The sequence below is a fragment of the Alishewanella jeotgali KCTC 22429 genome, from assembly GCF_000245735.1.
Taxonomy (GTDB): Bacteria; Pseudomonadota; Gammaproteobacteria; order Enterobacterales; family Alteromonadaceae; genus Alishewanella; species Alishewanella jeotgali.
On record NZ_AHTH01000018.1, the window covers coordinates 33,990 to 54,199 of the forward strand.

The 20,210-nt window shown below is 48.1% G+C and carries 17 protein-coding genes and 1 pseudogene; 5 read left to right on the plus strand and 13 right to left on the minus strand.

Translation table 11 applies throughout. The features are described from left to right. Positions 1–9: 9 nt before the first annotated feature. Both AJE_RS07495 and AJE_RS07500 read right to left on the minus strand, forming a co-directional pair. Positions 10–198 (minus strand): hypothetical protein, encoded by a 189-nt coding sequence (locus AJE_RS07495; protein WP_008606601.1) that lies wholly within the window; start codon positions 196–198, stop codon positions 10–12. Positions 199–556: 358 nt separating this feature from the next. Then, the gene (locus AJE_RS07500) at positions 557–1,783 is read right to left on the minus strand and encodes an adenosine deaminase family protein (protein ID WP_008950340.1); all 1,227 of its coding nucleotides are present in this window, start codon (positions 1,781–1,783) and stop codon (positions 557–559) included. A gap of 166 nt (positions 1,784–1,949) precedes the next feature. Here AJE_RS07500 and AJE_RS07505 point away from each other — a divergent pair, with 166 nt between their 5' ends. After that, the gene (locus tag AJE_RS07505) at positions 1,950–3,794 is read left to right on the plus strand and encodes a methyl-accepting chemotaxis protein (protein ID WP_008950341.1); all 1,845 of its coding nucleotides are present in this window, start codon (positions 1,950–1,952) and stop codon (positions 3,792–3,794) included. Positions 3,795–3,968: 174 nt separating this feature from the next. On the opposite strand, the pseudogene AJE_RS07510 reads toward AJE_RS07505, so the two are convergent. Both AJE_RS07510 and AJE_RS07515 read right to left on the minus strand, forming a co-directional pair. After that, positions 3,969–5,410, minus strand: a pseudogene (locus tag AJE_RS07510) (IS1182 family transposase). A 116-nt stretch (positions 5,411–5,526) separates the two neighbouring features. Further along, positions 5,527–7,146 carry a methyl-accepting chemotaxis protein gene (locus AJE_RS07515; RefSeq protein ID WP_008950342.1) on the minus strand — a complete coding sequence of 540 codons (1,620 nt, stop codon included), beginning with the start codon at positions 7,144–7,146 and terminating at the stop codon, positions 5,527–5,529. Positions 7,147–7,415: 269 nt separating this feature from the next. Here AJE_RS07515 and AJE_RS07520 point away from each other — a divergent pair, with 269 nt between their 5' ends. The 3 genes from AJE_RS07520 to AJE_RS07530 are packed head-to-tail and all read left to right on the plus strand — an operon-like array spanning position 7,416 to position 10,394. Then, a complete protein-coding gene (locus AJE_RS07520) occupies positions 7,416–7,979 on the plus strand; it encodes a GbsR/MarR family transcriptional regulator (RefSeq protein ID WP_008950343.1) in 564 nt (187 codons plus the stop codon). A 40-nt stretch (positions 7,980–8,019) separates the two neighbouring features. Then, entirely contained in the window at positions 8,020–9,393 is a 1,374-nt protein-coding gene (locus AJE_RS07525; protein ID WP_008950344.1) for a cytochrome ubiquinol oxidase subunit I, read from the plus strand. Beyond that, a complete protein-coding gene (locus tag AJE_RS07530; protein ID WP_008950345.1) occupies positions 9,390–10,394 on the plus strand; it encodes a cytochrome d ubiquinol oxidase subunit II in 1,005 nt (334 codons plus the stop codon). Before AJE_RS07525 ends, AJE_RS07530 begins: the two co-directional genes overlap by 4 nt. A 62-nt stretch (positions 10,395–10,456) precedes the next feature. Here the strand turns inward: AJE_RS07530 and AJE_RS07535 are convergent, their stop codons facing one another. After that, positions 10,457–12,571: a TonB-dependent receptor family protein gene (locus AJE_RS07535; protein ID WP_008950346.1), complete on the minus strand. Its 2,115-nt coding sequence runs from the start codon at positions 12,569–12,571 to the stop codon at positions 10,457–10,459. Between the two features lie 156 nt (positions 12,572–12,727). On the opposite strand from AJE_RS07535, the gene AJE_RS07540 reads away from it, so the two are divergent. Continuing rightward, on the plus strand, positions 12,728–14,638 hold the full coding sequence (locus AJE_RS07540; protein WP_039928258.1) for an alkaline phosphatase D family protein: 1,911 nt from the start codon (positions 12,728–12,730) through the stop codon (positions 14,636–14,638). 203 nt (positions 14,639–14,841) lie between these two features. Here AJE_RS07540 and AJE_RS07545 read toward each other — a convergent pair whose 3' ends face one another. The 8 genes from AJE_RS07545 to AJE_RS07575 form a co-directional block, all read right to left on the minus strand. Then, the gene (locus tag AJE_RS07545) at positions 14,842–15,210 is read right to left on the minus strand and encodes a PH domain-containing protein (RefSeq protein WP_008606587.1); all 369 of its coding nucleotides are present in this window, start codon (positions 15,208–15,210) and stop codon (positions 14,842–14,844) included. A gap of 9 nt (positions 15,211–15,219) precedes the next feature. Continuing rightward, positions 15,220–15,735: a hypothetical protein gene (locus AJE_RS07550; protein WP_237709323.1), complete on the minus strand. Its 516-nt coding sequence runs from the start codon at positions 15,733–15,735 to the stop codon at positions 15,220–15,222. A 228-nt stretch (positions 15,736–15,963) separates the two neighbouring features. Further along, positions 15,964–16,341: a VOC family protein gene (locus AJE_RS07555; protein WP_008950349.1), complete on the minus strand. Its 378-nt coding sequence runs from the start codon at positions 16,339–16,341 to the stop codon at positions 15,964–15,966. A gap of 121 nt (positions 16,342–16,462) precedes the next feature. After that, the gene (locus tag AJE_RS07560) at positions 16,463–16,804 is read right to left on the minus strand and encodes a hypothetical protein (RefSeq protein WP_039928262.1); all 342 of its coding nucleotides are present in this window, start codon (positions 16,802–16,804) and stop codon (positions 16,463–16,465) included. 76 nt (positions 16,805–16,880) lie between these two features. Continuing rightward, positions 16,881–17,660 carry an endonuclease NucS domain-containing protein gene (locus tag AJE_RS07565; protein WP_008950351.1) on the minus strand — a complete coding sequence of 260 codons (780 nt, stop codon included), beginning with the start codon at positions 17,658–17,660 and terminating at the stop codon, positions 16,881–16,883. Between the two features lie 509 nt (positions 17,661–18,169). Then, complete coding sequence (locus tag AJE_RS18880; RefSeq protein ID WP_255365668.1) at positions 18,170–18,325, minus strand: DUF4411 family protein; 156 nt, start codon at positions 18,323–18,325, stop codon at positions 18,170–18,172. 11 nt (positions 18,326–18,336) lie between these two features. Continuing rightward, positions 18,337–18,648 (minus strand): DUF4411 family protein, encoded by a 312-nt coding sequence (locus AJE_RS18885; protein ID WP_008950352.1) that lies wholly within the window; start codon positions 18,646–18,648, stop codon positions 18,337–18,339. Continuing rightward, entirely contained in the window at positions 18,645–19,784 is a 1,140-nt protein-coding gene (locus AJE_RS07575) for an ImmA/IrrE family metallo-endopeptidase (protein ID WP_008606581.1), read from the minus strand. Before AJE_RS07575 ends, AJE_RS18885 begins: the two co-directional genes overlap by 4 nt. Positions 19,785–20,210 lie beyond the last annotated feature (426 nt).

Consider the following 20,210-nt stretch of genomic DNA (forward strand, 5'->3'; position numbering starts at 1 on the left):
TGGGATAGGTTACTGGGCTAACTCGGTGTTCATGCCCTGAGCATAAACTGCTTGCGTAGCCTGAGTTGAATGCGCCAGTTGCTGCTGTTCCCAGGCCTGGACGCTGGCATTATTCAGGTCAACCCGACGCAGTAAGGTAAAAACGATAGCCATATTGGCAACTAAAAACAGCGTGATAAAACTTAAGAACATATCCATGGTACTTCTCCGGCTATGGGCTCCCGCAGTGGAGCAACTTTGCTGTCTCAGGAGAATCGCGTAAAAGTAATACTGCATTGCTTTTACGCTATTCCCCTGCAGCGTTACCATAGTTAATGCATGATGCGTGCCAACATTTAATTTCAATTTAGATTCAAAAACTTAGGTGATTTCTGACAGGGTAATGCGGATAGGGGTGTCGCTAACTGTTGCTAATTAGCGACACTTAAAACGGGGTAAAAAAATTTCCATTTAAAATCAACAGCTTAAACTGTATGCAAAAAGCGACACTACCTCAGACAGCAGAAATAGCTAGCAGCCAAATAAAGGCCAGCTAACAGTAAGCTTTTGATTTCAATTAAATAAAGCCATAGCGCTGGGCAACACGGTCAAAATACTCCAGGCACTGTTTAGCATACTGACGTTTCTCGACATAGCTGCCTGGGAAAAAGCTTTTCTTAAAGCCATAGGCCACCATATCTTTTAACCGTTTTAACGGCACGTCGAAGTTATCCAGCGCCAGCTGGTATTCCTTACTGACTGTGGTATTCGATACCAGGCGGTTATCGGTACAAATGACTGTAGCAATACGATGCTCCAGCATATCTTTAAACTTATGCTGGCGGATATCGGTAATCGCCGGGTTGGTTTGCAGGTTGCTGGTTAAACAGACTTCAATCGCAATACGCTTATCGGCGATATAAGAAGCCAGGTTATTGATATATTTTGTTTTATCGGAAATAGCCGGATCCTGAATCATCTCCGGTATAAACATTGAGTAGCCATGCCCCAGACGATCTGCATAGCACTCGGTAATGGCTTCAAACACACTCTCGGCACCGTAGGCTTCACCGGCATGCAGGGTTTTTAGCAAAAAGTGCTGGTGAGCGTATTCGTATACTTCTTTAAATTTACCGGCCGGATAGCCTGCTTCCTGCCCGGCTAAATCCAGACCAACAATCGGCATGCCTTCTTCATCACGCAGCCGGACACTGGCACGCACCAGCTCCATCGCCGCCAGCTTAATCACATCCATTGGCGCAAAATCACGCATTAATTGAAACAGGTTGGTGTAATAGGGTGAGAAACCTTTGTTACCAAACATTCGCATCGCACAGTTAATAATGCCATAGTAGAACGGCGGCTTCTGACCGCTTAGCACCGCTTCAGTGGCGTTATACTCCTGCATCGCCTGCTTTAGCCCGTTATTCACTGCATGCATAATCTGGTCAAAATCAATACCGCGCGTCAGATCAATCAACAACTGCGGGGCGAAACGCACTTCAATATAATTGACGCCTTCGGCCTGATTATCCAGTGCCAGCTCGTAAGCGGCCTGCTGCAGGTTTTCCGGGTCGCGTAACACGGCACAGGTATATTGGAAGCAATGCAGATACTCACCCAGATTCTGATAACGATCTTTAAATACCAGCTCTTTTAAACCACTGACGCTTTCTGACGGCAGGGTAACCTGACTGCGTTTCGCCATCTCGATTAAGCTGTCCAGACGCAAACTGCCATCCAGGTGTAAATGCAGATCGGATTTAGGCATCATTTTAATAAAATCGGCGGAGTAGCGGGCCATAGTCATTCCTCTGTTAACACAGCTATAGCATACCACAGACTCACCAGCGCAGCGGCTGAACCGATAACCGGACCAACTGAAAAACACCTGCTAACGCCCTTAGCAGATTGGATTAATTGCGCTTATGCTATCTACAGGAGCCCTCCTGTTCACCTTAGGTAATGCTATGCAGTTAAATACTATCTCTATCAAAAGCCGGTTAATTATTATCGCCACGCTAGCCATTGTCGCCCTGGCATTGATGCTAGTACTGATGCAGCATCAGGCGAAAGTGCTAAATAACCTGTCCGGTGCCAGCCGTTTAGTTGCCGAACTGAATAGCGAAATGCTACAGCTACGGCGTCATGAAAAAGACTTTTTACTGCGCCAAGAACTACGGTATTTAGAACGCCACCAAAATACCCAGCAGAGCCTGCAAACTAAGCTCACGGCATTGCAAAGTTTGTTACAAACCCTACGACTGGATGATAGCAAGAGCCAGCAGTTCGCTACCCAGGTGCGAGCCTACGTGGCTGAGTTCGCCGCTCTGGTGCAGGCGCAGCAAAAAATTGGCCTGACCGTAGAAGAGGGGCTAATTGGCAATATGCGCCAGGCAGCACAGCGTCTGGAGCAACAAGTCGGCAGTAATCCGGAGCTACTGGTAAGTTACCTGCAATTGCGACGGCTGGAGAAAGACTTTTTACTGCGCCGGGATAACCAATATCTGGCGGCGCAACAACCATTCTTTGCCAGCTTGCAAGCTGCTGCAGAGCTGACAGATCGCAGCGCGCTGTCTCAATACCAGCAAAGCCTGAGTGCCCTGGATCAGGCAATGCGCGAGCGAGGCTATAACGAGAGCGAGGGCAATGAAGGCAAGATGCGGCGTGAAATTCAAGCCACCGAGGCATTGTTAAAGCAATTATCCGAAGAGCTGGATCTGGCGTTAACCGCTGCCAGCACCCAAATCAACCGGCTGAGCCTGGGTATTTTCGCCGTTATTCTGGTGCTGGTGGTGGTGCTGGTCAGCCTGATCGCCCGCAGCATTCATCGCCCTATCCAGCAGGCATCTGCTGATTTGGCCCGGATCCGCTCTGACAAAGATTTTACCCATCGCCTGGTGTTAAAAGGCAAAGATGAAATCAGCAATCTTGGCTCTGATATGAATGCGGTACTGTCTGATGTACAAGGCCTGATCCAAACCGTAAATCAATCGTTGACCACGCTGGACAAAGTGACTGATGAACTGGCTGCGGCTGCGCAAAGCACCAATCAGGTCATGCGTAGCCAGCAATTGGAAACCGATATGGTGGCCACCGCAGTGACAGAAATGGGCGCTACCATAGAGGAAATTGCCGCCAGTACCGAGAATACCGCCAATACCGCTGAAGCCAGCAACCAAAGCGCGCAGGCTGGACAGCAACAGGTAAATGACACAGTCAGTCATATCAAAGCCCTGGCCAGCCGGTTACAGCAAGCCAGTACCGCCACCGCCGAGCTGGAACGCGACAGCGTGAGCATAGGGTCAGTATTGGATGTGATCCGCGCCATTGCCGAGCAAACCAATTTACTGGCACTGAATGCGGCTATTGAAGCAGCCAGAGCCGGTGAACAAGGTCGCGGCTTTGCCGTGGTTGCTGATGAGGTCCGCACCTTAGCACAGCGCACCCAACAATCTACCCGGGAAATTGAGGGTATTATCCAGAGCTTACAGGGCAGAACCAAGGATATTGCCAAAGTGATGCTGCAGTGTCGTGATGATGGTATGCAAAGCGCCGAACAAGCCGGTTCAGCCAGCCAGCTGCTGCAACAAATCACCAGCGATATCACCCGCATTATGGATATGACGACCCAGATCGCCACTGCCATAGAAGAACAAAGTTCGGTAGCAGCAGAGGTAAACCGCAATGTGGTGAAAATCCGTGATATGTCAGAGGATACGCTGCGTAGCGCTGACAACAATAGCCAACTGAGTGAACAGGTGGCGAGGCAGGCTCGCGGTTTACGGGCTGAGGTGATTAAGTTCCGCGCTTAAACCCAGGCAGCCGATACACTCTGCAGCATACGACAACGGATGTTTTAGACCGCAAAAATAACAAGGGCGCCAAATGGCGCCCTTCAGATTAATGACAAACCCCGGTTTTTTGGCCGGGGTTTGTGTTTTCTGGATTCTGATCTTTTTTGTATCTGTGTTTTCTGCTTTCTTTTATTAAATCTGGCAGTATTGAATCTCGGATTTGTTATGCCGCAGAATGCACTCTGCAAAGGTGTATAGTGCCGATTTCAGGCCATAAAAAAGCGATAAAAAGGCCAGCAAGGCCATTTTCTTGATGTTTTGCGCTACCGCCGCCAGTAAACACTGCATCTGCACTTTCGCCAGACCACGGAACCGTGCATAGCGATGGCCATGATGCTGTTTTGCGTCTGCGAAGCTGCGTTCAACCGTCTCTTTTCGTCGGTTGTAAATCTTCTTACCCCACGGACAGCAGCCGCAAACCACTCACATGCTCTTTATCCTCTTCCCAGACATGCCGGGTTATCGTTTTCTTATACTGCTTGTTCTTCGTGCAGTCCTGACGTAGCGGGCAATCCTGACACACTTTAGGGTTAGATTGATAATGCCGGTAGCCCTGACGGTCTGTCGTGCTGTAAGTCAGGATTTCACCTTGGGGGCAACGATAGGTATCGGTTGTTTTATCGTAGGTAAATTGCTTCTTCTTAATCGGATTAGCGGTGACATTGGGACGACGGTAGGCAATAACCGGTGCAATTTGCCGCTCCCGGATTAAATGGCAAAGCGGTGCAGTAAAGTAGCCCGCATCCAAACCAACGGCTATCGGACTAAACTTAAAGCGCTCAAGCTGACGGTCTAATCTGGCCAGATAGGGCTGGCTATCATGCACATTCCCCGGCGTCACGAAGGTATCCGTGATGATGCCGTGGCGGCCATCCACGGTGCGATGGTCCAAGGTAGAAGAAGCCCTGTGGTTTGCCTTCCCGCGTCATAAAGCCACTGTCAGGGTCGGTTGTGCTGACCTTTTGATTTTTGGTTTCGGGCTCCTTCGAGTCATCTTGCTTCAGTGGCGCTTTGCCATGGGCTAACCGGTCCTCTTCAACCGCCTTGTTGAGCTCAGCGATATACGCCGATGCACTGACCGCCACCTCTTTGTTCACCGCCTTGCGCTTATTGGCATTGGCTTTTAAATGTGTGCTGTCAGTGTAAAGCGTGTGACCACCAATCAGACGCTGCTCATACGCCTGTTCAACTATCCGGTCGAAGATACGCTGAAACACATCCGTGCCGTTAAAACGACGAATACGATTCTGGCTCAGCGTGGAGGCATCAGGCACTTTCTCGGTTAATCCCATCCGCAAAAACCAGCGATAAGCCACATTAACCTGAATTTCCTGTACCAGACGACGCTCACTGGGAATGCCAAACAGATAGCCGAGGATCATCATCTTAAACAAACGGACAGGGTCAATCGGCGGACGGCCATTATCTTTGCAGTAGAGATGTTCGACTTCAGCACGAATGAACTCGAAATCAATGGCGGCATCGACCTTGCGAACCAAATGGTTCTTCGGTACCAGCTCTTCGAGCGTGACCATTTCTAACTGATATTGTTGAGGAGAGGGAGTTTTGAGCATGTTGGTTAGCCTTCAAATCAACTAACCCTATTAGATCAAAGTCCTGGATCGGCGTCCAGGACTTTGTCAGCAGTCTGAAGGGCGCCAAATGGCGCCCTTTTCAACCTGACTAAGGCTTAAACTTTAAAGCGATTAACCAGTTCATTTAACTGAATCGCCAGGCGCGACAACTCGGTGGCACTGGCCGACGTTTGCTGTGAACCAGCGGAGGTTTGATTGGCCAGATCGCTAATCGTAATAATATTACGGTCAATTTCCCGTGCCACTTTCGATTGCTCTTCAGCAGCACTGGCAATCACATGGTTCTGATCGCTGATACTGGTAATATTGGTCGCGATCTGCCCCAGGGCTGCGGCAGCTTCTTCAGCCACATTTTGGGCATCACCAGCGTTTTGGCTAATTAGCCCCATGGCATTTACCGCTTCACGTACCGAACCTTGCACTTGTTGGATCATTTGTTCAATTTCACCGGTGGAGGTTTGGGTGCGGTGCGCCAAACTACGCACTTCGTCGGCGACGACGGCAAAACCGCGGCCGGCATCACCGGCGCGGGCTGCTTCGATCGCCGCATTCAGCGCCAGCAGGTTGGTTTGCTCGGCCACACTGCGAATCACTTCCAGCACCTGGTTAATTGACGAGACTTTTTCTGCCAGCACATTAATCACGGTGACGCTTTGCTGAACCTCGGTATTCATCTTGCCGATAACAGCACGGGTCTGGGTAACCTTCTGGCTACCATCTTTGGCCAAGTTGGCCGATTGTGCAGACGCATCTGAGGTTTGCATCGCCGTTGCCGCCACTTCATCAACGGCTGAGCTCATCTCAGTGATAGCCGTCGCGGCTTGTTGTACTTCGTCATTTTGTTGCTGAATGGCGCGCGCTGACTCATCGGTAACGGCATTGAGTTCTTCCGCAGCAGAGGCCAGCTGACTGGCTGAGCTGGCAATATGGCCAATGGCATCACGCAGTTTTTGCTGCATTTGTTGTAAGGCTTCAGCCAGGCGGGTTAATTCATCGTCACCGTCTTTGTTGATACGCTGCGTCAAATCACCTTCCGCAATTTGCCGCGCAGAGGCGACCGCCTGCTCCAGCGGCTGATTGATACCGCGTGAAATAACCAGCGCAATCACTATAGCAACCGCCACTGCTAACACTATTAGTACAATCACAATAATACGGGCGGCCTGATAAGCACTGACGGATTCGGTACGCGCGGTGTTAGCGGCTTGCTGGTTGATACGGGTGAGATCGAGCAAATCCGTTGTCATCTGTGCCGTAATTGGGTTAATTTGCTGCAGCAAATCCAGCGCCATGCCGGTCTCATCCTGCTTCAGAAATTCGAGCGCTTCTTGCTGTAACTGCAAATATTGCTGTAATCTTTTTTCGAAATCAGCAAAAACTTCCCTCTCTTCATCCAGATATATGTTAGCAGAAAATGCCTGCTCATTACGCCGCACCTCTGCTCGTAATTGCTCTACTTCGTTCAGTGTGGCGCCTTCCTGCGTAATGTCGGTAGTTAACATCAAGCGTAAGGTTAAGGCCCGCAGACGGGTGACGTTCAGATTTAAGTCCGCCAGGCTCATTAGTGAAGGTAAAGTATTAGTTTCAACCAAATTCGCCCGTTCACGAATTTGCGACATGGTATTCAGGTTATAAAGACCCAGCGCGGCCAGCATAAAAGCCAGAGCGCCAAAGGCTGCCAGTAAACGTTTTTGAATGGATATTGTTCTGAACATAGGTTTACCCTGTGTTTGCTAGACTGCATAACGGCCTAAAGCCGGATGATTGTTCGAATACAAGAGTCTCTACTTTAGCAGTTATCTTGCGGCTTGAAAGCATCACAACCGGAAAAAACTGCTTTTTCTCAACTTTGCTGCGCCGATCGCTAAGAGCCGTTGCCGTATTTTGGGTGAGCAACTTTAGATCCGAAAAACTTGATCCTGATCAAGCAATGAGCGTATTATTGTTTCAGAAATTTCTGAAAGTTCAGTAATGAGATGCACATATGCAAATGACTCCAATGATTGAATCCTTTGTTTACCACTTTGGCGAAATGGGTAGCCGCTGGGGTTTTAACCGCACCGTTGGCCAAATTTACGCCCTGTTGGTGATTAGCGAACAACCGCTATGTGCCAATGAAATTGGCGAGCTGCTGGGGATTTCTCGTGGCAACGTCAGTATGGGGTTAAAAGAGTTGGGCAGCTGGCAGCTGGTACAGGTTAGCCATAAACCCGGCGAGCGGCGCGAGTTTTACCATAGCCGCGGCAGTATCTGGGATATGGCCAACCGGGTGTTTGAAGAGCGGCGCAAACGGGAAATGGACCCGACCCTTAGCTTACTGCGCGACATTATGATGGACGAGGCCGCCAATCCGGAAGAAGCCTTTGCCCAAAAGCGCATCGCCGAAATTCACGATCTGCTGGAAAACATTACCGAATGGACGCAAAGCCTGCAGTCCTTGTCGCCAGAGAAGCTGAATACCTTAATGAAGCTGGGCTCTGGCGTTGGCAAGGTACTGGAGTTTACCGACAAGTTTTTAGGTAAAAAAGATCCGGCAAAAGAAGCCTAGCTGTTTTTGCCAGCTGTTGTTCTATTGTAGTGAGGTTGCCATGTTAGACACCCTGTTGCTGTCACGCATTCAGTTTGCGGCCAATATCAGTTTTCATATCCTGTTCCCAACCATTACCATCGCTTTGGGCTGGTTGCTGGTGTACTTTAAAATCCGCTTTGACCTGTCACAGCATCCGGTGTGGATGCGCGCCTACCGCTTTTGGGTCAAAGTCTTTGCACTCACCTTTGCACTGGGCGTGGTCAGTGGCATTACGATGTCGTTCCAGTTCGGCACCAACTGGCCGGGTTTTATGGAAACTGTCGGCAATATTGCTGGTCCGTTACTGGCCTATGAAATCCTAACTGCCTTTTTCCTCGAAGCAACCATGCTCGGCATTATGCTGTTTGGTTTTAATAAGGTACCGCGCTGGCTGCATACGCTAGCCACCTTACTGGTTGCCCTCGGCACAACCTTGTCGGCATTTTGGATCCTGGTGCTCAATTCCTGGATGCAAACTCCGGCAGGCTTTGAAATGCGTGATGGCGTGGCGCATGCCACTGACTGGCTGGCAATTATTTTTAACCCCTCCTTCCCGTATCGCTTTAGCCATATGCTGCTGGCGTCGGCACTGACGGTCTGCTTTTTGGTAGCCGGTATTTCTGCCTACCGGCTATATCGCGGTGACAATAAAAAAGCCCCGCGCCTGACACTAAAAACCGCCCTGTTTACCGCTGCTGTGCTGGCCCCAACCCAGGCCTTTGTTGGCGACCTGCACGGTTTAAATACCTTAGAGCATCAGCCACAGAAAATCGCTGCGATGGAAGGAATTTGGCATACCGAGCAAGGCGCACCACTGGTGTTGTTTGCGATCCCTGATGCTGAAACCCAGACTAACCGCTTTGCGCTGGAAATTCCGAAACTGGCCAGTTTAATACTGACCCATGATTTAAACGGTGAGCTAAAAGGCATTAACGAATTTCCGGGCGCTCACCCGCCGGTAGCCCCGGTGTTTTACAGTTTCCGGGTAATGGTAGGTATCGGCGTATTAATGCTGGCCGTGGCCTGGTGGTGTAGCCTGCGGTTGTACCGAAAAGGCGAATTATCACCGCTGCAATATAAGGTATTAATCGGCATGTCGTTCTCCGGTTGGATCGCCACCCTGGCCGGTTGGTATGTGACCGAAATCGGCCGCCAGCCATACCTGGTATATGGTGTGCTAAAAACCAGTGACGCCGTGACCACTGTGGCCAGTGAGCAGGTTGCCTTAACGCTAATCATGTATCTGGCGCTGTATGTGGTGTTACTGCTGGCCTATGTTAAAACCTTATTCTGGCTGGCAAAACGGGCGATTGAGGTTGAGGAATATGACCTGTCGCTGCCAGGCCTACCGGAACAGAAAGCCAAACTCGCCAATGAAGGAGTCGAAGCATGAATTTCCTGACTGCAGAAAATCTGGCACTGGTGTTCGCCGGCCTGACAGCACTGGCGGTACTGCTGTATGCCATCCTGGATGGTTATGACTTGGGCGTGGGCATAACGCTGCCGATGCAGCAAGAAGCCTGGCGCGATACCGCCATTGCCTCTATTGGTCCGTTCTGGGATGCCAATGAAACCTGGCTGGTGCTGGCCGTCGGCTTGCTGCTGGTGGCTTTTCCGGCGGCGCACAGTGCGATTCTGCATGCGCTGTATTTGCCCGCCGCCTTGTTGCTGATTGGCTTGATCTTACGCGGTGTCGCCTTTGATTTTCGCGCCAAAGTAAAACCGGAGCGGAAAATCCGCTGGGACTGGACCTTTAAATTTGGCTCCTTGCTGGCAACCTTTAGCCAGGGCTTTATGCTGGGTATCTATGTTATGGGGCTGGAATACAGCGTTGGCAGTGTCGTGTTTGCCAGCTTTAGCGGCCTCTGCGTTACCGCCGCCTATGCGATGATTGGCAATGCCTGGCTGATAGGCAAAACCAGTGGCGATTTACAGCGCCATGCTATCCGGCAGTGTAAATTGGCCGGGGTTTGGACGCTGGCCGGTATTCTGGCAGTCAGCGCTATCAATCCGCTGGTAAATGCCAATGTATATCAGGTTTGGACCGAGCCACCACTGGCTTATTTATTTGCCGCCATTCCGCTGCTGTGTTTTGCGATGTTTGCGCTGGGTTATCTGGCTTTAAAACGGCTGCCGCTGCCTGATGATCGCGGCGCCTGGTTGCCGTTCTTTATCTGTAAGGTGATCTTTGTCTGCAGCTTTGTCGGCTTAGCACTAAGCTTCTACCCCTTTGTGGTGCCAAACCAAATGACGCTCTATGAAGCGGCCAGCTCCAAAGAGTCCCTGATCATTATTTTCTTCGGCGCTGTCGTGGTTATTCCGATTATCGCCGCCTATACCGCGGTTGCCTATTATGCGTTTCGCGGTAAGGCGGATGGTTTGAAGTATTACTAGAACAGCGTGTTTGAGCAGCCAGAAGGCAGTGTTCCGCACTGCCTTCACAGCGGATAATTTGACTAAAGGTTGAAGCGAACGCCAAAGTAAGCAGTGCGCTCGGCTGCGGGTTCAATGCCGTCAGTTCTAACCCTGCTATAATAATTTTCGTCTAACAGATTGTTTACGCCAGCGAATAAGGACCAACGATTTGACAGCTCATACTCGGCACTCAAATCTACCACCTGATAGGATGGGATCATAGCATCAATAACGTTGGCTCCAGAACCGCCTGCCCGATTTGAATCCTGCCAATATTGCTCGCCAACCATCGTCAGGCTTAATGCGGCATTCAGTCCATTACCGTCATACGTTAAGCCACTGCGCAGCAGGTAATCCGGTGCAAACGAAACGGTGTTACCAACCAAGCTGCTATTCACGCTACGGGTAATTTCGGCATCTAACCAGGAGCCGTTAGCAAAGGCCGTTACATTATGCCCAGCAGTAACTTCAAACGCATATTGTAGGCTTAACTCAATACCCTGATGACGTGAATCACCGCTATTAATTCGCTCAATGTCGGTAATGTTGACCTGTATTTGCTCAATTTTATCTTTAAAATCAATGAGAAAAAAGCTGATGTCAAATGCAAACTTTTCAGTAACCTGGCTGCGATAGCCCAATTCATAGTTCAGCGCTTTCGATAACGAAGGATCATTACTACCGGCCAATTCCGACGTAGGGTTGATCAAGTCGTCAAAACGTTGCGGCCGGTAAGATTCCGAAACATTGGCATAAATCTCAGCATGATCTGACAGCCGGAAACCCGCCCCTAAACCAAATAGTAGTTCGTTATATGTGCGATCAAGATCAATAGCGTCACGGTTCAGACCAGGGCTTCTAACCAATTCAACCATATCGTAGTTAATCCGTTCATAACGGACAGCCGGTACTAAGGTGAAATTACCAAAGCGAAATAGATTTTCGAAAAACAGCGCGCTATACGTTGTCAACCGATCTTGCTCAAATCTTAAATCTGCGGCGTTCTGGGCATCCGAACGAATATCATTACTGCGGTGCTGTGTCCTGGGGCTGTCACCACGATAGCCAGAACTACCTGCTGTTAAGATGTAATTATCACCCCAGACCAGGCTGTAACGCAGGTCATAGCCAAGATTACGGAATTGCTGTTCATCAATATTGGTTGTCGTTGGCTCAGCTGCTGGAGGTAAAAAAGCGGCAGCGCGACGACTAAACCGATCCATGGCAAGATACCAAATTTTACCATTTAAGCTGGATAGCTCATCAAGCCGCTGCTCATAGGTCAAACTGGCCAGAGTTTGGTCGATCTTGACCCGGTTAAAAGGCGTTTTAACCAGCTCACGATTTGCAGCAAACTCAGCCGAAGTTAAACGACCTGCTTCGCCCGAGTCGGAGCTATAGACATCTAAGTTGGCGCCAATTTTTATACCTTTAAAGCCTTCATAGCTAAGGCCTACATACCCGGCACTGACATCGAAGTCTTCATTTTGACGTGGACCATCGGCCCGCCGATGATCAAAAGAGGCCATGAACCCAGTATCACCATACGCCCAGCGTGCTTCATTGTAAGTGCTATACATCGAATCACTGCCTAAAGCATGCTCAGTCACTATTGCGGTTTCCGCTTGTGCAGAAGGACTGCGTGTCACAAAATTTACCACCGGGCCGATTTGTGGTCCGTACAGTAAACCAGAACCGCCGCGAATAAACTCTACCCGCTCGATACGCTGCGCTCCTGGCATGTAGTACATTGTCGGATAACCGAACATGTTAGCGCCAAGTGGTACATTATCCTGATAGAAAGCGACAAATTCAGACTCGTGGGGATCACCCAAGCCACGATAATTAACATTGTAGATGCTGGGGATCTTCTGCTCTGAGACAAATAGACCCGGTAAAGTAGCAAACATTTGGCGTAAGTTAGGTTCAATCAGCGCCGGCTGTTCACTGAGTTCAACGACTGAAGTCTTCTTGCCCGCAAAGATCCGACCTTGCTGTATATCTGGCAGGTTGTTGCCGCTATCTGCTATTTGCGCACCGCGTACCTCCAGAACTTCGATTTGCGACTGCTTTTCTTGCTGCTCTGCAGCCTGACTTTGCAAACTGCAAATAGCCAACGCCAGCACCACGTGCTGTGCAACCCGATTTACTTTCATTCCTACCACCTTTTTAGTAATGCCAATAAAATTACAAATGCGAAATATTACCATTATCAATCAATGGCGGATCACAAGTAAATAAACAAAGATGAACTTTTTTTGAGTTGTCGCTGTTTAATAGGAATCTATGGCTAGTTAAAGAATACTTTCAAAATGACGTCACCTGTAACCGTTTGGGCAGGCCCAATCCTTCGCCGACTGCAACCCAATCGAATAACTATTTGGTTGGCAACGGCAGAACCTGTTACCCCAGAGTTAACACTGTTCACTGACAGTGGTTTGTACCATATTTTACCCGCCTCCGTATTATCTGCCGGTCATCAACAAATCAAAGCGGGAGTTAATCTTCATTTTCAATTATTTGACCTTAAACTTGAGATTAGGTTACCTGTCCAGCAGGCTATTTATTACAACCTGCAGTTGAATGGTCAAGGCTGGAAACAGTGGGCACCTGATCTAAATTTTACTCCACACTCTCATCCATTTTTTGTGCTCCAGCCGAAGTTAAGTAGCTTATTACATGGTTCTTGTCGTAAGCCACACTTTGCTGCTGCCGATGGCCTACTGAGAGCTGAGCAACTATTAGCCTCCACATCAATCGACGATTGGCCAGCCTTACTCATGCTAAGTGGTGACCAAGTGTATGTTGACGACGTGGCGACCCCTATGTTGATGGCGATCCACCAGTTTATACCGAGATTGGGTTTACCCGATGAGTCACTGCATAACACCGACGTCTCACTGGCAAGTACCCTGCACAGCAAGAGCCCCTACTATCTGAAACGAGAGACTCTGCTGCCCGATGATAAAAAAAGCAACAAAGTACTCGAGCAGCTGTTTAAGGGTGCACGTAAGCCCGTTTTTACCTCCGATAACGCGCATAACCACCTGATTAGTTTGGCTGAAATGTTCGCGATGTATCTGCTGGTATGGTCACCAGTTGGCTGGCAGCAGCTAACTAGCCCTCGCGACCTCAACCCTCCAGCCGATTTTAATACCAAACAATGTCAACAGTTTATCTGCCAGGCTGAAGTACTGGATGCATTTATCGGCGGCCTTAGCGCTATACGCAGACTGCTGGCACACTTACCTGTAGCAATGATTTTTGATGATCATGACATTACCGACGACTGGAATCTTACCGCTGCATGGGAACTCGCGGCTTACCAACATCCATTATCCAAGCGCATTATTGGCAATGCCCTACTTGCTTATTTGCTATTTCAGGGTTGGGGAAATTGCCCGGAACAGTTTCCTGCAACCTATCTCTCAGACATCCAACAACAATTATGCTCTCCCGGAAGTAACAGCTACGATGTAATGTTAGACCAATTGCTGCGCTTCAATCATTGGTACTATCAGTGGCCTACTGAACCAGCTTTAGTTGTGCTGGATACCCGGACCCAAAGATGGCGAAGTGAACGTTCCATTCACAGTCCGTCAGGTTTGATGGATTGGGAGGCATTGAGCAATTTGCAACAAAAGCTAGTTGGTGTGGATGCAGTGGTGTTAGTTTCAGCCGCGCCGATTTTTGGAGTTAAGCTGATCGAAGCGATACAACGTATTTTTACCTGGCTTGGTAAACCACTACTGGTGGATGCAGAAAACTGGATGGCACATCGTGGTACCGCCTATACGCTGCTTAATATGTTCCGCCACCCGAAAACACCAAAGCATTTTGTGATTCTGTCGGGCGACGTGCACTACTCCTTTGTTTACGACATTCGTCTACGGTCACAAACAGGCAGTCCAGCTGTCTGGCAAATTACTAGTAGTGGGCTAAAGAATGAATTTCCCGGCAAGCTACTGCAAGTCTTTGATCGCTTAAACCGCTGGCTTTACTCTCCGCGCTCTCCACTCAACTGGCTGACCCGTCGTCGCCGGATGTTGATTACGCCACACCAACCAGAATCTGCGCAGCCGGGCGAACGCTTGCTCAATGCGGCGGGTATTGGTTTAGTAAAATTAAATGAGGATGGCTCACCAGCGGAGGTCATTCAACTTTGCGCTGATGGTCGCAATATTGAGTTTAAACTTTACGAAGATGAAGCCAGATGGCATTAGCCATAAGGCTATGCCGGACCTCCCGCAATCCGATTTAGCAGCGCTTGCTATACTTTAATCGGCTTTATCAGACATGCCGATTATCGCCGCCTATACCGCGGTCGCCTATTATGCGTTTCGCGGTAAGGCAGATGGTTTGAAATACTACTAAGCTTTTCTCGGGCGTTACCTTGCGTAGCGCCCATTTTTTGTGGGCCCTTGTGCTACAACGAATGCTGCGCGATATATTTGGCTATCTCCACTATCGCGGTTTTACCGGTAAATTCAAATTTTACCTTACCTACTGCTGACAAATAAATTTCCAGCTCAGAGTCCAAATCGAAGGTGCCAGAAGTTTCGACCGAATAGGCGACAATGTTTTTATAAGGGATAGAGGTGAAATCTTTTTTGCTACCGGTAATTCCCTGCACGTTAACCACAATCAGCCTTTTCGTTGTAAACACCACGCCATCACGCATGGATTTATAGGCGTCAATTATGGTCTCACCATCCAGCAACAGGGCCGCCACCTGGTCTGCATAGTCACGGTTTTGTTTTAACTTAAAAAAACCCTTATTGTTAAAATCAATCATCTTTCATCCTCAATCACTATGATCCAGTGCCAGCTTGGCGTCCTCAAATAACGTCAGATAGTCGTTTTGCTCTGACAGCTTTAAACGGGCCGTCAGCGTCACTGAGCTGGCACCTTTTGGAATATCTAACAAACCAGAGCTGATAGTGAAATTCAGCTTAGCAGACTTTTGCTCGGCCAAAAGTTGCTGCATCTCAACAAAATTAGTAATCGCCTCCTCAGATAATTTAAAGGTATAGCTATTTTTAGCTGGCGTAGTAGAGAACAAGCCACTGACTTCCGGCAGCTGATCCTCGACAACTAACTGCAGCGGGAACTGATATAGACGCGAGCCTTTGCTGGTATCCAATTCCAGCTGTAGCTGAACTTTATCTAAATCGGCCCGCACCGGCTGTACCAACAATACTTGTGCCCGCAGCTGCTCAGGCTGGGTGGTCAGAAAATCCTCTTTACTATAAGAGCGCATTTCCAGCATGGTACTCAGCGGAATACTGGAGCAACCCGTGAGCAATAAAATTACAGTCAAAAGTATAACTTTATACATGATGTCCCTCTCCATTATGGTCGGCATAGCCTCCGCCAGCGCAACGGCACGCCTGGTTAATGCGCCGCCTTTTGTTTAACATTGAATTAAGCTTAAATAGGGTATAAGCCACTAGCAGGCATTAATGCTGCCACCGAGTAACAGTAACTTAATAAGTATTTCCCACCAGGGAACCTGGACATTAAAGTTATCGCCGGCCAGACCCCACTATCATGCTCGTTTTTCTTCCAGCAAAGCCAGCAGATTGGCGTCAGGATCACGCAAAAAACTTAACCATAACTCATGGTCTGGCATTGTTGCTGCTAACTGCGGCACCCGCTCGCTCTGTGCGCCTGCAGCAACAATCCTGGCATGCGTTGTTTCGATATCCGAAACTTTAAAATACAACACAGAGTTCGCCCCAACCTTACCAGCGCCCTGTGGGGTACTGAGCATAATACGGACACCATCCGCATTAAGAAATGCCAAATTGGGTCCAGCACGGAACAGCAACTCCAGCCCCAGCAGATCGCGGTAAAAGCCAAGTGCCGTATCCACATCGCTCACCGTCAGCGCAATTTGTGCGATCGTAGAAAGCTTTATTGTCATGCAAATTCTCCCTGAGCAGTTGCTTCTGTTTTGTAATTTAATTAGTAGGGCTTGAACAGGAAGACTGTAGCTGTTGTTTTATTACAAAAGCAAAGCACAAAATATGCCTTATCAAAATTGTTTATTGATACTCAAACCAACTCTTCAAAGCATCACTACCACCACGTTTTTCAACTTCATCAAATATTGCAGACTTGAAATCATGATGAATTTCAATAGGAAAAAGCAAATACCAACAAGGATAATGATCTAATAGCTTGATTGCATCAGCCCAAGAAGATGACTCAGATTCTTTTGTACTAACATAAAAATTCCGTTCAACTGAGAGCGCACGGTCTTCTGAACAATCTGAAGACAATAATGAATATAACCATACATTTTCGTCGAGTCGTCTCCCCATAAGAGTAATCGAACCGCCTTCAGCACCGAGTTTGAAAATTATTTCTGGCATATCAAAATTCATTTATACCTATCGCTTTAAAATGGGTTTGCCTTACGAATCTTTGGTGCTCGCGTTCATCCCGGCTTTAAGTTGCTTATCAGCACAACGCTACAGGTCGAACTGAAAAACTTAGCTCATATTCCATAACGCGTACACTTGGCACCTGACTTACAGCATAACGTAATTTTGTGGGTATCTCTGAGGCAACAATAATACCTCTGACATCTTTACCATTAGCCAAATGTTTTTTAACCCACCCCATATATCTTAAAATCTGGCCCAACGTCGCGTCAGGTCCCCGACCAAGCTTCAATTCAAGAACAACGAAATTTCCAAAGTCATCAAGGGCTAGGATATCTATAGGGCCAACATCTGTTTGAAACTCTACACCGTCTCTACCATCATGACTGAGGTAGATAGACAGCTTTGAATCAAATACATTCAACTTTGGTAGGTTCTTTGCCAAATAGTCACGCAAATGGCTCTCTAAAGCGAAAAGTGAGCTCTCAACTGAAGCGTCACTTACTAATTGAATTTCAGAATCTTCATTACCCTCAACAACCCTCACACCGTAAAGGCCCTCCTCCTTGATATAAATCTCCCACGTGCCGTGAATAGATGGGTTATAGGGTGCTACACGGCCTCGCCCGGTATTAAACAAAAAGTCATGATCCCCTAAGCAAACCCTGGGCCTCTTATTTTCTTGGTAGTGAATACGCGATGGATGATTGACTGAAGAGGATATGATTGAGCACGTTAATGATGACTCATTTATCTCACCATACACAGATCTTACGTGCTGCTTTATTTCAGAGTAGGTAGCCTCTCGCCCAATACTCAAAGCCGCTTCCTTAACCATTTCCCAAATTGCGGGCATATAACTTATCTCCTTAGCCTGGATTTTTAGAATGTTGAATTATTCTCAATAATCATTAATCGCAAATGCCCAACAGGCGAGATTTTGACGATGCTTATGAACATGTGAATATCAACATGCCGGAGTTCGCTACTAAAAAATGGTTAATAAGCAGTTCATGTTATTAACAAAAGGACTCTGCAACTTGAAATTGAGCCATAACCAACCTTTAGCCAACCAGCATCAATTTTGTTAAAACTTTGCCAGCAATCGGACAAGTCTGCAAAGTATAATTTTCAGCACATTACAGATTTTCCGACAAAAATAAGCCCGTGTATAAAGTTAAGTCGTAACAGGCGTCTGGATAGGCGTACTTTTTTAAATCGCAGCTGGCGTCTCCGGTACGCCAGCATACCGGAGACGGGACGCGGTGCGGCTTAGACGTAAGAAAGCAAAAAAGCCGCTATTAAAAGCGGCTTTTTCGGAATTTGGATTTACCGAATATCTAACGCAATTAAGTTGTTACACATTCAAATCAAGCCAAACTTGGCTTTTGTCTGCCGCAGGAATTCAAACGTATTAATACATTGAACACCGAACTGTTTACAGATATTAGGTACCTTAACTTTCTTCGTCGCGTCACTAACCAAACTTTCATGCGTTACAACTATAGCGCCGCTCGACATCGCTTTAGCAATTAACCAAGGGTCCGCTTTTGATCTCGATTAGCAGGGTTAAAGTTTTGCCCCATCACATACTCAATGATTTGCACAAAAGCCGTTTGGGTGGCATCATCATCGTTAGCAATAAACTGGCCTTTACGGGCTTCAACCCATTCCGCTAACTCGTCATTACCCTCTTTCAGCTCTCGACCAATCATATCAATACTACCCGCTATACCGGCCGCAAATTGGTGATCTAACCAAGACCAATAGGCGGGGCAAAAATCCATGCTGTAGTAGCTGTTTTTAGCTTCGATATAGGTGTTTGCATCCAGCAGATAAATCAAAACCCAAGCTCCTGCGCGAATTTAGTCACGTTGGCTGGTTTCATTCCAAGCAGCCAAGCAGCATCACGCAACAACAACTTACCATTCAACGCTTCACTGACAACGGCCTTAGAAAACAGCTGACTAATTTGCGCCTTTTTGGTTTTAAAATAGCCTGGGCTACTACCGCTAGCTTCGCGCTCTTTAAATGCTTCTCTTTGCGCCTTAATGAAGGCTCCGTATTCACCCTGGCTAATCAATGCCAGCGTTAATGCTTTCCGCGCCAAGGCCAAGGGGCTAACATGAAAATGCGCTTCTAACTCAGGTAGGTTTTGTTGCCAGTTATCAACGTCGATGTGCCAACGCGCCCGGAATTCATCAGTAGGAACGAGTAACTCAGCTGCCACCGCGTTACAAAAACGCTCTTCCGCGCGATGACTGTTAGCATCGCCATCAGAAAGGCCGGTTTGCCCTATCCAGATATGGCATAGCTCATGGATAAGGGTAAACAATCGGGCACCGGGTGCATCAGCATGATTGACGAAGATAATTGGCGCAAACTCATCACACATCGCAAAACCACGGAATTCATCGACACTAAAAGGTCTGCTGTGATGTCCAAGACTAGATTGCCTCATCACCAAAATACCAAGCGCTTCGATTCGCTCTACTAAATCGCGGTAGTAGTCGTCCCAAGAACCCCGCTTTGGGTGAGGTGGAATGTTAAGCTTATTGCGCATATCTGCCACAACAGCTGCCACCCCATCTTCAATTCGGAAGCTCCCGACAATACTGATAGGCTCTAGCAGCTGATTACGGGCATAGTCGCGGTACCAGTCCTGACATTCCAGCATATTCTTGAGTAAATCCATCAGCTCAGTACTTGGACGCTTTAACTCTGCGGAATCCACAGTGCGTAAATCAGGGATCGGTAGATTTTCAACAGGAGGCTGGCTTAAAAACAGGAAACCAAAAGGCACATGAGCTTTATTGGCAAACGTCATTGCCTGCACGAAGGTAATATCCCGCTCGCCAGCTTCCCATTCACTGACTTTTTCTTCAGTCACATTCAATTTGCGCGCAAATTCAGGCAAAGCATAGCCGGAACGCTCGCGCGCCCATGTCAGCATAGCTTTGTTGATTTTTGCGTTATTCATTAATTCCACCTTTCAAGCAAAATGCTCAAACCGCCCCAAAATTATAAACTGCTGTAACTTCCGGCGCTATGCTCAATTAATCAGCATTCCAAGTATATGTCAGGCTAGGATACATTATTGCCATCATCTCAGTTTTGACACCATAAAGGAAATCTTGACCAGGCACCTCATAGTCAACCTTTATAGCAGTTGTATAAGTCTTGTTAAGACTTTGCCTGCATCCATGCGAGTCCGCAAAGTATAATTTCAGAATATTACTGGCTGTCTGCCAAAATGCGCGGATGTTTCAGACTGAGTAGCAACAGGCGTCTGGATAGGCGTACTTTTTTAAATCGCAGATGGCGTCTCCGGTACGCCAGCATACCGGAGACGGGGCGCGGTGCGGCTTAGACGTAAGAACGCAAAAAGCCGCTTTCAAAGCGGCTT